The organism is Nocardia sp. NPDC004123 (genome assembly GCF_053603795.1).
Genome location: NZ_JBSGGG010000012.1, coordinates 1 through 14,636, shown reverse-complemented (window position 1 = coordinate 14,636; position 14,636 = coordinate 1). Strand labels below are relative to the sequence as shown.

At 69.8% G+C, this 14,636-nt stretch carries 14 protein-coding genes; 9 read left to right on the top strand and 5 right to left on the bottom strand.

What is annotated here, in order from left to right:
* Positions 1-25: 25 nt before the first annotated feature.
* Both ACWEQQ_RS18525 and ACWEQQ_RS18520 read right to left on the bottom strand, forming a co-directional pair.
* Entirely contained in the window at positions 26-445 is a 420-nt protein-coding gene (locus ACWEQQ_RS18525) for a MarR family winged helix-turn-helix transcriptional regulator (RefSeq protein WP_452346289.1), read from the bottom strand.
* Positions 435-1,811, bottom strand: a complete 1,377-nt coding sequence (locus ACWEQQ_RS18520; protein ID WP_452349022.1) for an MFS transporter — start codon at positions 1,809-1,811, stop codon at positions 435-437. Before ACWEQQ_RS18520 ends, ACWEQQ_RS18525 begins: the two co-directional genes overlap by 11 nt.
* Positions 1,812-1,820: 9 nt before the next feature.
* Between ACWEQQ_RS18520 and ACWEQQ_RS18515 the strand changes: the two genes are divergently transcribed.
* Positions 1,821-2,135, top strand: a complete 315-nt coding sequence (locus ACWEQQ_RS18515) for a hypothetical protein (RefSeq protein ID WP_452349021.1) — start codon at positions 1,821-1,823, stop codon at positions 2,133-2,135.
* A 23-nt stretch (positions 2,136-2,158) separates the two neighbouring features.
* Here the strand turns inward: ACWEQQ_RS18515 and ACWEQQ_RS18510 are convergent, their stop codons facing one another.
* Together ACWEQQ_RS18510 and ACWEQQ_RS18505 are read right to left on the bottom strand one after the other, a co-directional pair.
* Positions 2,159-2,890, bottom strand: coding sequence for a hypothetical protein (locus ACWEQQ_RS18510; protein WP_452346286.1), 732 nt, complete (start codon positions 2,888-2,890; stop codon positions 2,159-2,161).
* Between the two features lie 80 nt (positions 2,891-2,970).
* Positions 2,971-3,960 carry a zinc-binding dehydrogenase gene (locus ACWEQQ_RS18505; protein ID WP_452346285.1) on the bottom strand — a complete coding sequence of 330 codons (990 nt, stop codon included), beginning with the start codon at positions 3,958-3,960 and terminating at the stop codon, positions 2,971-2,973.
* Between the two features lie 358 nt (positions 3,961-4,318).
* Here ACWEQQ_RS18505 and ACWEQQ_RS18500 point away from each other — a divergent pair, with 358 nt between their 5' ends.
* The 7 genes from ACWEQQ_RS18500 (at position 4,319) to ACWEQQ_RS18470 (ending at position 10,453) form a co-directional block, all read left to right on the top strand.
* Entirely contained in the window at positions 4,319-4,951 is a 633-nt protein-coding gene (locus ACWEQQ_RS18500; RefSeq protein WP_452346320.1) for a TMEM175 family protein, read from the top strand.
* Positions 4,952-5,152: 201 nt separating this feature from the next.
* A complete protein-coding gene (locus ACWEQQ_RS18495; protein ID WP_452349020.1) occupies positions 5,153-6,589 on the top strand; it encodes a sensor histidine kinase in 1,437 nt (478 codons plus the stop codon).
* Positions 6,586-6,999, top strand: coding sequence for a roadblock/LC7 domain-containing protein (locus ACWEQQ_RS18490; RefSeq protein ID WP_354838000.1), 414 nt, complete (start codon positions 6,586-6,588; stop codon positions 6,997-6,999). Before ACWEQQ_RS18495 ends, ACWEQQ_RS18490 begins: the two co-directional genes overlap by 4 nt.
* Positions 6,996-7,349, top strand: a complete 354-nt coding sequence (locus ACWEQQ_RS18485) for a DUF742 domain-containing protein (protein ID WP_364615320.1) — start codon at positions 6,996-6,998, stop codon at positions 7,347-7,349. Before ACWEQQ_RS18490 ends, ACWEQQ_RS18485 begins: the two co-directional genes overlap by 4 nt.
* Positions 7,350-7,425: 76 nt before the next feature.
* Entirely contained in the window at positions 7,426-7,971 is a 546-nt protein-coding gene (locus ACWEQQ_RS18480; RefSeq protein WP_379427655.1) for a GTP-binding protein, read from the top strand.
* Positions 7,968-9,230 carry a cytochrome P450 gene (locus tag ACWEQQ_RS18475; RefSeq protein WP_452346322.1) on the top strand — a complete coding sequence of 421 codons (1,263 nt, stop codon included), beginning with the start codon at positions 7,968-7,970 and terminating at the stop codon, positions 9,228-9,230. Before ACWEQQ_RS18480 ends, ACWEQQ_RS18475 begins: the two co-directional genes overlap by 4 nt.
* Positions 9,231-9,265: 35 nt before the next feature.
* Positions 9,266-10,453, top strand: coding sequence for a cytochrome P450 family protein (locus ACWEQQ_RS18470; RefSeq protein ID WP_452349019.1), 1,188 nt, complete (start codon positions 9,266-9,268; stop codon positions 10,451-10,453).
* Positions 10,454-10,523: 70 nt separating this feature from the next.
* Here ACWEQQ_RS18470 and ACWEQQ_RS18465 read toward each other — a convergent pair whose 3' ends face one another.
* The gene (locus tag ACWEQQ_RS18465; protein ID WP_452349018.1) at positions 10,524-14,000 is read right to left on the bottom strand and encodes a ferritin-like domain-containing protein; all 3,477 of its coding nucleotides are present in this window, start codon (positions 13,998-14,000) and stop codon (positions 10,524-10,526) included.
* Positions 14,001-14,255: 255 nt separating this feature from the next.
* Between ACWEQQ_RS18465 and ACWEQQ_RS18460 the strand changes: the two genes are divergently transcribed.
* The gene (locus ACWEQQ_RS18460) at positions 14,256-14,519 is read left to right on the top strand and encodes a GlsB/YeaQ/YmgE family stress response membrane protein (protein ID WP_379404126.1); all 264 of its coding nucleotides are present in this window, start codon (positions 14,256-14,258) and stop codon (positions 14,517-14,519) included.
* The last annotated feature ends 117 nt before the right edge of the window (positions 14,520-14,636 follow it).

Sequence of the window (14,636 nt, the reverse complement as noted above, 5' to 3'; positions counted from 1 at the left end):
AACGGTTGAATCACGAACGGGTAAGTCAGTGTTCGAGTTTGCGCAGGAGTCCGTGGAGTGTGCGCAGGTCGGCGGGGGTCAGGGCGGCCAATTCGGCGGGCGCCGGGTCCGGCGTGGCGAGGGCCTCGGCCACCACCTGCTGGCCCGCGCGGGTGAGCGAGATGAGTTTGCAGCGCCGATTGGTCGGGTCGATCTCGCGGATCACCAGGCCGCGCTCCTCGAGATCATTGACCACGACCGTGGTGGCGGGGGCATCCATGGTGGCCGCCCGCGCCAGCTCCTTGGCGGTGAGCGGGCCGGGCAGCAGCCGGCGCAGGATGCGAATCCGGCTGAACGGCATGCCGGTTCGCTCCACCACCGCGCGCTTCCAGGTGTCGCGGGTGTCCATCACCAGGTGGGTGAGCTGCCGCCAGACCTCGTCGGTCGTGGGCGTGTCATCCGGCATGAGCGGGGACCTTCTGTTCGAGCAGGGGGGCGACGCGATCTCGCGAACGGTACGCCCAGTCGGTATTGGCGGCCACGCCCAGCGCGGTGACCGCGGCGGCGAAACCGGCGATGGTCCACCACAATCCCGCGCCCGTGAGCGCACCACACAGTGCCACACCGAGACTCACGCCGACCTGGCGGCTGGTGGAGGCGACCGCGGCCGCCGCGCCCGCGCGATCGAGCGGCATGCCGCTCACCGCGGTGGTGGTGATGGGCGCGTTCACCATGCCGAAGCCGATGCCGAACAGCGCGAAGGTGATGACCAGTTGCCAGATCGGGGTGTCCGGATGCAGCAGGGTGAGGCCGATCGCGGCCACCGCCATCAGGATGCCGGAGACCAGCAGCGACGGGCGGGTGCCGTAGCGGCCCACCAGCCGCCCCGACAGGGGCGAGAAGAACAGCATGCCCAGCGCCATCGGCAGGTACAGCAGACCGGTGTGCACGGCCGAGAAGTGCCGGGTCCCTTGCAGATACAGCGACATGTCGAACAGGAACGCGCCCAGCGCGGCGAACGAGCAGACCGCGATGACGGTGGCCGAGGAGAACGGGAAGCTGCGGAAGAAGCGCAGATCGATGAACGGCGACGGGTGGCGCGCCTCGTGCCAGACGAATCCGGCCAGCGCCAGGGCGGACACCACGAAGACCGCGGGCTCGCGCTCGATCAGACCGTACACGAGGGTGAACAGGACCACGATCGCCAGCGCCTGCCCGATCGGATCCATGCCGCGCGGCCTGGTCGATTTCGATTCCGGCACAAAGACGGTGGTGAGCGCCAGCGCGACCGCCACGATCGGCAGATTGATCCAGAACACCGACTGCCAGCCCAGGCTGTCGATGAGCACGCCGCCGACCATGGGCCCCAGCGCGGTCGAGATGCCGACCACCGCGCCCCACACGCCGACCGCCCGGGCCCGCTCGATCCGGCCGGTGAAAGTGGTCGTAATGATCGACATGGCAACGGGATTCAGCATGGAACCGCCGACGGCCTGCACGAACCGCGCGCCGATCAGGACCCCGATGGTGGGCGCGAGGCTGCACAGCAGCGAGCCGAGCGCGAAGGTGAGCAGCCCGATGCGGAACACCCGCTTGCGCCCGAAGCGGTCGGCGGCCGCGCCGGAGAGCATGAGCAGGCTGGCGAGGGTGAGCGTGTAGACGTCGACGATCCACTGCAGCCGCGACAGCGGCGCGCCCAGGTCGTCGCGGATGGCGGGTATGGCGACATTCACGATGGTCGCGTCCATGGACGAGATCAGCAAGCTCAAACAGCAGGTGATCAGGATGATCGTCTTCCGGCGCGAGCTCAGCTCGTCGACAGTTGTAAGCACACAACGATTGTGAAGACACAACTGTCCCGAGCGCAAGGGGTCCTCCGATGGCACAGATCACACGAAGCGCCGGCGCCGCAATGGCTCGCGACCACCCCCATCAAGGACAACTGCAGCGGTCGTTTCGGCGCACTCGGGATATTGCCCATCCCGGCCGACACGAAGCGCGAAGCGCTGGGGGTGGCGGCGACGCAGAATATCGTCGGCGGTGAACATCTGACGGCCTACGTCAGTTCCTATGGCGCGACCATGGATTGGGTGGATCAACGATTGCGCGGTGTGCCGGTGGACGAAGCATGTGCCGCGACACCCGACGGACGGTGACACCGCCGGCACAACGCCGAGTGTCAGTGTTTGGGAGTCACCGGGTCCGTCACCGCCGACCACGCGCCGAGCACATCCTCGGTCTGCTGCTCGGCGGTGCCGTAGGTGTGGGCGGCGACGGTGAATCCGGGGCCGAAGGACACCGATGCCACTTCCGGAGCGCCGACATCGGACCAGCCCCACTTGGTTCCGTACACCTGCGGCAGTCGCGCGGTGCCCCAGTCCTGGCGGGTGCCGTCGGCCGCCCGTTCGCTGGGCTGTTCCATCCAGGCCAGGATCAGGCTGTCGGGTTCGTCGCGGAGTTTCGCGGCCAGGAAGTCGGCCACGTCGGCGACGCTGGTGGTCGACAGTTCCCACCCGCCGCGGCCGTGGGTGGCGCGCAGGCCGTACTCCTGGGCGACCGCGTCGATGGCGTACGGATATTTCGCCGCGATCCGGTCGGCGGCCGCGTCGTCGGACTTGCAGACCATGCGCTCGCCCAGCTCACGATCCTCGGCCGAGCCGTCGCCGTGCCGCAGGGCGAAATCCGCCAAGAACAGCTTGGCGATGGACAAGGCAGCGCGCTCCTGGGTCTCGTTGTCGGTGCCCCAGCCCGCGCCCGGCACCAGCGTGCGCACGGAGAGCGCGGTGCGCGGCGGGATGTGAACGGGCTGCAGGATGTCCGGGTCGAAGCCCGGTTGCGCGCACGCGGCGCCCGCCACGGCCATCCAGACCCCCGCCACCACGGCCGCGACCGCACCGGCTCTCGTACCCATCACCACCTCCGCGTCGTGTTCCGCCCGATGCCACCTTGCTCTCCGAGGCCGGGCGGAGGTTCACGACACGCCGATGACTCTCAGACCGTGAGGATGGTCCGGCCGACGGCGGCGCGGGAGCCGATGGCGGTGTGCGCGGCGGCGGCCTGATCCAGGGGGAAGGTCTGGCCGATGACGACATCGAGGCGACCGGCGGCGACCTCTGCCTGGGCGCGGTCGTGGAGGGTGAGCCAGTCGGTCTCGGGGGTCGCGATCTCGAACAGGGAGACGATGGTAATACCCTGGGCGGCAGCGGATTCCGCGTCGACCGCGGCGAAGCCACCGGCCGAGTTGCCGTAGGCGATGAGCAGCCCGCCGGGAGCGGTGGCGGCCAGGGCCGCGCGGCCGATGTCGCCGCCCGCGCCGTCGAGCACCACCTGCACGCCACCGGTCCGTTCCCGGACCTGCTCGGCCCAGCCGGGTTTCGAGTAGTCGACCACCTCGTGCGCGCCGAGCCGTTGCGCCAGAGCGAGTTTCGCCTCCCCGCGGGCGGCGGCGACGACCTGCGCGCCGGCCGCGCGGGCCAGCTGGATGAGCAGGGTGCCCAGACCGCCCGCGGCTGCGGTGATCAGCACCCACTGACCCGGTTGGATCGCGGCCCGGTCGGCGACCGCGAGCACGGTCCGTCCGTCGTGCACGAGGGCGGCGGCCTGCTCGAAGCTCAGCTCGTCGGGGATGACGGCCAGGGTGCCGGCCTTGGCCAATGCCAGTTCGGCATAACCGCCGACGGGCAGGCCGCCACCGATACCGCTGGCCGCCGTCGGGGTGGCGACCCGCTTGCCGACCCACCCGGGGTCCACGTCGGGCCCGACCGATTCGACCGTGCCCGTGACCGCGCCGCCCGGTACGAACGGGGGCTCGACGGGGAAGAAGTCGCGTGCCCACCCGCTGCGCAATGTCGTGTCGAGGAACATGACGTCGGCGGCCGCGACCCGCACCACCACTTCACCCGGACCGGCGACCGGATCCGCGACCTGCCGCACGGTCAGCACCTCGGGTCCACCGAACTCCTCGGCCTGCACTACACGCATCTCGTTGCCTCCCTTTCGCTTTCGACGGGATGTCGATGACTCCAGCATCAAACCTCTACTTATATTGAGGTCAAGTGCGCGGGCCGCGATTCCGCTCTGGGCGAACAGTGGGTGATTCATAGGCATACCGAAACCGGGGCTGCGTCATGTCCCGGAGCCGGGGTGAGCGCGTGCGAGAATCGAGCGGTGGCGGGATCATCACCGAGGCCGAGGCGCAGCGCGCCGGATCGGGCAACGCCATCCCGCAGCGCACCACATGGCAACTGCGTGAGGCCGTTCCGGCGAACACCGTCGTGCCCCTGATGGCCGCGCTGCTGTCGCAACATCGAACCCGGCACGCTCACTCGATAATGACCGCATGCAGTACCCCGAATCGCGGCTTTCCGATACCACCCGCGTGGAAGCCTTCAGCGATGGCGTCATGGCCATCGCGATCACCCTGCTCGTACTCGAGATTCGCATTCCGGAGACCGATGACGGCTCGCTGTGGCATGAGCTGACCGGGCTGTGGCCCAGCTACCTCGCCTATGCCGGATCGTTTCTCACCATCGGTGTGATCTGGCTGTGCCATCACCGCTTCTTCGGCCGGGTCCGGCGGATGGACGGACTGCTGCACTGCGGCAATCTGCTGTTGCTCCTGGCGGTGGCGTTCCTGCCGTTCCCGACGACCGTGCTGGCCCATCATCTGGAGGACGGGGGCTGGAATGCCAAGGTGGCGACGGCCTTCTACGGGCTGGCGGGTGCGGTGCAGGCGGCGGCCTGGTATGTGATGTGGATTGCCCTGCGCCGCAACCCGGATCTGTTCGAGCCGGGCTACGATGCCGACTACGCGCGGCGAGAGGGCCGGCAGGCGGTGATCGGCTTCGTGGGCTTCGACCTGATCGCGGCGATCGGGCTGGTGCTGCCCGCGGCGGCGTTGCTGCTGTATCTGGTGGCGGTGCTGGGCTACGGGTACCTGAGTACGCGCCCGCAGGTCTTCGCCCGCGTCTGAACCGCCTTCCCGCTCACCAGGACTCGTGATCGCCAGCGGGTTCGCGCTCGGGTAGCGCGGCCCGCCCGGTGCGCTTATGCTGCGTCCGGCAGATCCGAATCCGCTTGCCGGTCCGGGCATTTGGCACTGGTCCCGCATGCGGGTGCGGTTGGGGGCACCGGGGTATTCGCCCTGGTGGACGTCGGTTCGGAAGTGCGCAGCGTGTCGGAATCAGTGAATCCGCCGGGCGGGGAGCAGCAACCCGTCCTGCGACAGCGACCGCCCCTGTCCACACTGGCGGGATCGCTGGCGCTCGGTGCGGCCGCGGTGGCGGTCGCGGTCTTCTACTCCCCCAACGATTTCCGGGTACCGCTGGCCATCGGCGCGGGCGTGGCGGCGCTGTTGCTGACCGCCGCCCTCACGGCCGCCGCCTACTACCGGGGCCGGGTGCAGGCGGTGCGGCAGGAGGCGCTGGCCTACACCGCGCAGGCCGATGCCCATGTGGCCGCGACTGTTTCCGCCGCTCAGGCGCGAATAACCGAGTCCGAGGCCAGAATTCACGGCATCCGCGAACAGGTCGCGGCCGAGGCCCGGGCGGCCAAGGAGAGCGAGGGCCGCCGCGCCGCCGCGATGGCCGCGTTCGCCGGCGCGGCGGGCCGCATGCAGGCCATGAGCACCAGCATGCTGGCGGAGTTGCGCGAGATGGAGCACCGGCACGCCGACCCGAAGGTGCTGGCCGACCTGCTGGAACTGGACCACCGGACCGCGCAGGCGGGCCGGCTGGCCGACAGCATCGCGGTACTCAGCGGTGCGCGCTCGGGCCGCCGGTGGGCGAAACCCATTGCCATGGAATCGATCCTGCGCGGCGCCATGGGCCGGGTCGCGGGCTACCAGCGCGTGCGCCTGCGCGCGATCACCGAGATCGCCATCGCGGGCCATGCCGCGGAGGGCGTCATGCACGCCCTGGCCGAGCTGCTCGACAACGCCTGCAACTTCTCCCCGCCCACCACCGAGGTCCACGTCTACGCCGCCGAGGTCCCCGCCGGTGTGGTGATCACCATCGAGGACTCCGGTCTCGTCATGAGCGAATCGGCTCTCCGGCGAGCCGAATCCGCCGTCTCCGGCCCCCGCGCCGGCTCCGACCTCTCCACCCTTTCCGGCACCCGCCTCGGCCTGGCCGTGGTCGGTCACCTGGCCCGCAAACACGACCTCACCGTCAGCTACCGCCCCTCCGCCATCGGCGGCACCGCCGTGGTCGTCGTCATCCCCCGTGAACTCACCACCCGCCTGGAACGCCAATCCGGCACCTTCGGCCGCCTCACCCCGGTCACCACCCGTCCGCACCCCGGCACCCCGGCGACGGATGTCCCCACCGCGCCCGATACGGCACCGCCGCCGAAACCCGCCTTCGCCTCCACCGTCCAGGACCTTCTTCCGGCCCAGCCCGAAATCGACCAGCACACAGCGACTTCCAGCGGCCTGCCGAAGCGTCGTCGCGGCAGCACGCTGGCCGCCGTCCACCCGGACGGCCTGTCGGGCCCGGCGCAGCCCGAGGCGCCACGCGCGCCGTCCGCGCCCTCGGCCATGGCTGCCTTCCAACGCGCCTTCACCGCGAACTCGTTCCCCGCCCCTACGTCCCCATCGGAGACCGATCGATGACACCGTCCGCCACACATCTGGGTTGGCTGCTGGAGCAGTTGCTGGCGCGTACGCCGCGGGCGCGCCATGCGCTACTGCTGTCCGGCGACGGGTTGAAGATCTGTCATACGGCCGGGCTGGGGAACGACAGCGCCGATCAGCTGGCGGCGATCGCCGCTGGGATCCAGAGTCTTTCGCACGGTGCCTCGGTGGAGTTCGGGGACGGGCGGGGCGGGGTGCGCCAGTCGATGACCGAGTTCTACGGGGGCATCCTGTTCATCGTCGAGGCCGGGGTGGGGGCGCACATCGCGGTGGTGGCCGCGGAGGACGCCGATGCCGGGCTGGTCGGCCACACGATGCGCGAGCTGGTCGAGCAACTCGGCGAGCATCTGGCCGCTGCCCCGCGGGTGCCGGGGGCGAGCGTGTCGTGACCAGGCCAGACGAGGATCCGGATCGGCTGTACACGCTGACCGGCGGTCGCAGCCAACCGGATTCGGACGCGTTCGATCTGGTGACCCTGGTGGTCAGCGAATGCGATCCGGTGCGCGGCATGCAGTCCGAGCATGCCGCCATCCTCGACATGTGCCGCGCGCCGACCGCGGTGGTGGAGATCGCGGCCGAGCTGCGGCTGCCGGTCGGCATCACCGTCGTCCTGCTGTCGGACCTGCTGCACGCCGGCAAGATCACGGTGCGTCATCCGGATCATGCCGCGCGGCAATGGAATTCGCTGCCCGATACCGACATGCTGGAAAAGGTGCTCGTTGGACTCCGTAAGCTCTGACATCCGGTGCGCCGGCACCGAGGACCCGCGTCCGGCCCGCGCCGACGCCCCGCTGCACGCCGATGCCCGGCAGGGCCTGAAGATCGTGATCGTGGGCGGCTTCGGCGTCGGCAAGACCACCATGGTCCGCTCGATCAGCGAGATCCGCCCGCTGGACACCGAGGCCACCATGACCCAGGCCGGCCAGGGCGTCGACGATCTCGCGGGCGTGCCCGGAAAGACCACCACCACGGTGGCTTTCGACTTCGGCCGCATCACCATCGACACCGAGCACGTGCTGTACCTGTTCGGCGCGCCCGGCCAGGAACGCTTCTGGTTCCTGTGGGACCGCCTGTTCGCGGGCGCGCTGGGCGCCATCGTGCTGGTGGATCAGCGGCGGATCGCGGACTCCTGGTACGCCATCGACCGGCTCGAGCACCAGCGCACCCCGTTCATCGTGGCGTGCAACAACTTCGGACCCGGCCCGGCCCTGCCCGCGGTGCGCGAGGCGCTGGATCTGGACCCGCACATCCCGCTGCTCGACTGCGACGCCCGCGACCGCGACTCCTGCAAGAACGTCCTGATCGCCCTCGTCGAATACCTCTCTCACCCGGAGACCGCGCTGTGGAGGAATCCCGCATGACATCGCCCGCGCCGGGTTCCTGCCCCGTGCCCCACGAGCCCGGCGTGGTGCCGTTGAGCGGCCCCCGCTTCCACACCGACCCGCATTCGCTCTACCGGGAGATGCGCCGCGACCACGGACCGGTGGCCGCGGTCGAGCTGCCCGGCGGGATTCCGGCCTGGCTGGTGCTGGGGTATCGGGAGATGCACCAGGTCACCAGCTCTCCCGAACTGTTCCCCCGCGATGTCGGACTGTGGAATCAGTGGCCGAACATCCCGCCGGACTGGCCGCTGCTGCCCATGGTCGGCTCGCCCATGCCGTCGATCTATTTCACGGCGGGCGCGGAGCATCGGCGGCACCTGGCCATGGTCGAGCCCGCGCTGGAATCGGTGGATCCCTTCGAATTGCGCCGGGTCTGTGAGGGTTTGGCCGATCGGCTGATCGACTCCTTCTGCGGTCGCGGCCAGGCCGATCTGGTGGGCGAGTTCGCCGAGCCACTGCCCGTGCTCGTCCTGGCCTGGCTGCTGGGCATTCCCGACGCCGAGGGCCCCGGGCTGGCGCGGGCCATGAAGGTGATGGCCGACGGCGGCGCGGACGCGCAGGCGGCGCACCTGCAGTTCATGCAGTACATCCAGCATCTGCTGGCGGTGAAGAAGACCGCGCCGGGCGATGATCTGGTCTCGCGCATGCTGGCCTTCCCGGCGCCGTTCACCGACGAGGAGTACGTCAACGACCTGATGGCCGTGACGGCCGCGGGACACCTGCCGACCGCGGACTGGCTGGTCAATTCGGTGCGCCTGATGCTCACCGACGACCGGTTCGCGGCCGCGCTGGGCGGCGGGCGGCGCAGTGTGGATCAGGCGATGAACGAGGTGCTGTGGGAGGAGTCCCCCACCTCGATCCTGGCCGGGCGCTGGGCCGCGCGCGATACGCGCCTGGCGGACCGGACGATTCGCGCGGGCGACCTGCTGCTGCTCGGGCTGGCCGCCGCGAACACCGATCCGCACGTGCGCCAGGCGGTCGGCGAGGCCGCCACCCACACCGGCAACAACGCGCACTTCGCGTTCAGCCACGGCGAGTACCGCTGCCCGTTCCCGGCGCAGCAGATCGCGGAGGTGGTGGCGCGCACCGGCATCGAGGTGTTGTTGGACCGGCTGCCGGACATCGATCTGGCGGTGCCCGCGCAGAACCTGGTGCGGCGGCCGTCGCCGTTCCTGCGCGGAATGACTTCCCTTCCTGTTGTTTTCACTCCTGTTCGCGCTCTCGGAGGTTTCCAGTGAGTTCCCCCTGCCCGCATGCGATTTCGATAGATCCGATGGTCGGTGATCTCGCCGGCGAGACCACCCGCCTGCGCGCCGCCGGGGCGGTTACCCGGATCGATCTGCTCGGCGCCCCCGCCTGGACGATCACCGACCACACCATCGCCCGCCAGCTGCTCACCGACACCAGACTGGTCAAGGACATCAATGCCTGGAAGCTGTGGCGCGACGGCGTCGTCACCCGGCAGTGGCCGCTGATCGGCATGATCGACGCCGGCCGCTCCATGTTCACCGTGGACGGCCCGGAGCACCGCCGCCTGCGCATCAAGACCACCCAGGCGCTGACCCCGCGCCGCCTGGAGGCCTTGCGCCCCACCATCGAACGGCTCACCAAGGAGCTGCTCGACGATCTGGACGAGGCGGGTCACGACGGCGCGGCGGTGGATCTCAAGCAGGTCGTCGCCTATCCGCTGCCCATGCGGGTGATCTCCGAGCTCATGGGGGTGCCGCGCGCGGACCACCCGATGCTGCTGGACTGGTACAAGAAGTTCTTCTCCATGGTCACCCCGCAGGACGAGCGGCTGCAGATCATCGAGGACATGGACGTCTACTTCACCGAGATGGTCCGCCGCAAGACCGCCGAGCCCGGCGACGACCTCACCAGCGCGCTGATCCTGGCCGACGAGGGCGGCGAGCCGCTCACCGAGGAGGAGGTGGTCGGCAACCTGAAGGCACTCGTCGCCGCCGGGCACGAGACCACCGTGAGCCTGATCCTGAATGCGGTGCGGGCCTTGCTGACCCGGCCCGAACAGCTGGCCCGGGTGCGCTCGGAGGAGGTGGAGTGGAAGCAGGTGATCGAGGAGACGCTGCGCTGGGACGGCCCGGTCACCCATCTGCTCATGCGCTTCGCCACCGCGGACATCACCGTCGGCGACACCGTGATCGAGCAGGGGGAGGGCGTGGTCATGTCCTACCGTGCCATCGGCCGCGACACCGCGGTCTTCGGCGAGGACGCCGACGATTTCGACATCACCCGGCCGAGCGCGCACCGCAATATCTCCTTCGGATACGGCCCGCACATCTGCCCGGGCGCGGCGCTGGCCCGCCTCGAAGCGGGCATCGCGCTGCCCGCCCTGTTCGACCGCTTCCCGGAGCTGCGGCTGGCCACCCCGGTCGAGGAGATCGTCAACCTTCCGGTCATGACCCAGAACGACATCGCCGCCATGCCGATCCACGTGGGCTGAGCCGGGATTCGGCGCGCGGACGGCCGTCCGGGCCGCACGATCACGACTCGGTGATCGCGGCCCGGGCGGGTCACGGGCGCATGCCGGACTCGGTCCACCTCCTGAAGACGTCCACCTTCTCCGTCGACCAGGCGCCGTCGCAGGGCATGGTGCCGGCGGCCAGGCGGTCGAGGATCTCGGCGGCGTGCTTGGTGACGTCGTCGAGGGACCACAGGTCGAAGACGAAGCTCATGGAGCGCTGATCCTTGTCCCGGAACAGGGGTTTGATGTGGGCGGCGAAGCCGACGGCCGCCTCGGGTCGGGGCAGGGCGGGATCGGATGATTCGGCGGACGGCTGCGGCGCCACGTAGGACGGCGGTCCGGCCGGGCCCCAATCCCAGTCGGGCGCGTGACCTTCGGCGGTGACCGCCCAAGCCACGAAAGCGGCGAAGGCGGAACGGAATTCGGGATCGTCTGGGAGTCCGGACTCGCGTGCGGCGCGCAGGATCAGCTGTCCCCAGCGCTGCTGCTGCTCCTCGGTCAGGTCGGGCCTGGACCGCGGTTCGTCCGACTCCCGGGGCGCGCCGAACGCGACCGCCAGCCAATCCGCCTCCCGGCGTGCGTAATCGGTGTCCGGATCGCTGAAAGCCGCTGCCAGGACCGTATCGTCCGGGATCAGCTGTTCGTAGAGCAGCGCGGTCATCCGCCGCAGTGCCGGATAGCCGCCCGCCCATTCGAACAGCGTCGGCTCCTGGCCGGGACCGGGCACCGGATCCCGGAAGCCGGCATACCAGTGCATGCCGCTGCAGAACGGTTTGTTGCGGGACTTCCCGCACCGGCACAGCGCGTAGTGCTCGGCGGAAGCGCCTGCGGCACGGTCGATATCGCCCCCTTCGGGGCCGGTCAGCGGGATCCCGCCGCGAATCCGGTAGGGCCCGTCCTCGGTCACCTCGACGACCGGCTCGCGGGTGCCGTGCCAATCGGTGACCTCGCGCGCCTCGACACCGTCGAAGGCCATGCCGAGCGCGCCCGACGGACAGGCGCGCACGGCACGCACGATCTCATCCATGCGGCCGCCGTTCGGCGCGACGAAAGGCTCAGCGCCGGTGCGGAATACCGTGGCGAGGCGGTCGGTGCAGAGTCCGGAGTGCTGACAGATGCCGCGATTGTCGAAGACGGTGACCTGCGGCCCCGCATAGGTGTCACGCCGGTCCGCCACCCGCGCCGGATCTTTCGCGTCATTGAAGCCGATGCGCGTGTGGCTGCCGTCGCACAGCGGTTTGAGCGCGGACGCGCCGCACCGGCACAGCGCGGCCGTCGGGCCGAGCTCGATGGGAAGACCGAGGTGATCGACCAGAGTCGCGTTCGTGGCCAGGTAAGGGCCGTTCTTCGCCGTACGGATCGAGCGGGGCAACCCGGACTGCAGTTGCGCGAATTCCGCACGCAACCTTGGTCGTTCGCCGACGGCGGCGACGGCGCAGGCGAGATCCTGGAGGGCAGCCGTGGCCTCGAGGAGCTCCGGCAGGTCGGCCCCGACCCGCGACCGGGTCGCCGAGAGGGCCAGCGCGCGCAGCCGCTTCGCCACCCCTGAATCAGGCTCGGGCTCAGCGCTTGTACCCGCAGCCGCGCCGACATGAGTCACGCTTGCGCCGACATGGGTCACGCTTCCGGGTGCCGTTTCCACCGCGTCGCGCGATGCCCCGTCTATCCCATCGCTCGACACCGTCCCCACCGCATCGCTCGATACTGGCTCCGCCCCATCGCTCGACACCGTCCCCGCCCCATCGCTCGACACCGTCCCCGCCCCATCGCTCGACACCGTCTCCACCCCATCGCTCGACACCGTCTCCACCCCATCGCTCGACACCGTCTCCACCGCATCGCTCGACACCGTCCCAACCGCATCGCTCGATACTGGCTCCGCCCCATCGCTCGATACTGGCTCCGCCGCACCGTCGAGACCTGCCGTGCTCGGGCCGAGGCCGTGGCGAATCAGCGCCTCCGACAAGGGACGCAGCACGCTGTCGGCCAATCGCGGCAGCACGATCGCCGGAGCAGGCTCCCGGCTCAGGGCGTACACCGCGTGGAACAGCTCGGCAAGCTCCCCGCCGACCCCGATTCCGGCCACCCGCCCGGCGAATTCGTCGGCCCGCTGGCGTGCCGCGGCCTGTACGGCGGGATCGATGCCCAGGATCTCGGGCTGCGCGTGGGCGTTCCAACTCGGGAAGTGCGCAGCGAGCGTGTCCCGGATATCCCGGAAAGCCTTGGCCACCGGGACCAGCCCGTCCCCCACCGCCCCGGGAATATCGGCGCGAATGGCCTCGCTGAGCACGACCGCCTCACCGAGACGCTCGGTCAGCAGCGTCCACGCCGCCTCCCGGTGGGGCATCAAATAGTCGGTCTCATAAAACAATTCGAAGCTGGGGCCTACGGTGCGGCCGGGGTGGTCCGGGCCGGCGGGCAGGGTGGTGATGAGTTCGCCGAGGGGGCGGATGACGCCGAACATGAGCGAGACCGTGGCGTCGGCGAGGGTTTGCAGCTGGGCGTCGGTCTCCTCGGTGTGCGCGAAGAACCGCTCGAAGATCTGCAGCAGGATCTCGTAGCCGACATTGAACAGGTCGGTGACGCGCGCGGTGCCCGGGTCACTGATCAGCGGGACCGGGATATCGCGTTCGGGCGCACGGACATTGGCGGCCAGCACCGGCCGCACCGGGTCGAAGTCGGGGTTCTCGCGCAGGCACTGCTCGTACTCGTCGAGGATCTTGACGAACTGGCCGAAGTGGGCGTCGCGCCAGTCGCCGCGCGCGCCCTCGCCCTGTTCGAGAATGGTGTCGATGGCCCGCTTGGCCGAGGCCAGATCGGTCACCGCCACCAATTCCGGCCAGCGGAAATGCTTTTCGGTGGCCTGGGCGCGGCGGGGTCCGACGAACAGCCAGCGCTCGCCGTACTTCTCGGCCAGATGCTCGATGCCGTGTTCGATGGAGCGGTACAGGTGGCCGACGGTGGCGAAGTCCTGCACTCGCGGCACGATCTCGCCCTGCTCCATGTGCGCGGCGGCGCGCCCGGCCATGGCGATGCCCTCGGCGTCGTCGAGGGCCATGCCCTCCGGGCGTTCCAGGAACATGAAGTGCCGCAGCGCCTGCTCCCCGAACGGCAGCAGCGCCAGCTGCACCCCGGCCGGATAGTGGGCGGCGGGCAAGGGCAGGTTGGGCCGGGTCATGTGGGGCGCCGCGCCGATGGCGGAGAGCAGGTTGTGCACCAGCGACAGGTGCAGCATCTCCTGGGTGGCCACGTGCGACACCAGTTTCCGCCAGCGCGTGACCTTCTCGACCTCGGCGGCGCTCAGGCCCTCCGCGGCGGAGGTCTTGAGCGAGAAAGCCGCGAACAGGTACTGGCACATGATGCCGTGTTCGAGTTCGGCGGCCTGGCAGAGCATGTAGATGAGCGCTTCGCGGTGTTCGATGACGAACGGCGACTCCGGGGCCGCCAGTCCGCCGCGGGCGGCGATGGTCCGGGCCAGGGCGCCCCGGCCGGTGAGAGAGGGAGTTTCGGGCGCATTCGCACTCATGCGCATGCCTTTCGGAATCGGCGGACTCGTCGCGCGGCCACGCTGCCGTCGTGCAGGAGCCACTGCCGTCATGACGTCGTCGGCCTCCATCATGGCCCGGAAAACCTGGCGTCGACGAGGGTTTCGCTGCCCGAGAACGCCGGTCCGGCCGCCGCCCACGGGACGAAACGCGCACGCCGGTGTATTGCGACACGCTCATTTCGGGCGTCGGCCCTGCTACCTTCGAATGCGCCACCTCGAGGCAAGGAGCATGCCATGGGCATCATCACGATGATCATCATCGGCCTCATCGCGGGCGCGATCGCCCGCCTTCTGGTTCCGGGCAAGGAGGATTTCGGCATCATCTGGACCGCCGTTCTCGGCATCATCGGCGGTTACGTCGGCGGCACCCTGGGCAGTCTGGTCTTCGCCCCGCACAAGTTCAGCGTCCATCCACCGGTCCAGCACACCTTCCTCGGCGCCATCATCGGCGCCATCGTTGTGCTGGTCGTCTACAAGTGGATCAGAGCCCGCGTCTGACCTGCCGCACAACCGAATACGACCGAGGGGCGGGGGCGCGGGAGCGCCGCCGCCGCCCCCCGGGGGGGCACACACAAGAGGCGGGTTTGGGGGGGGCCAAAAAAAACCCCCACACAC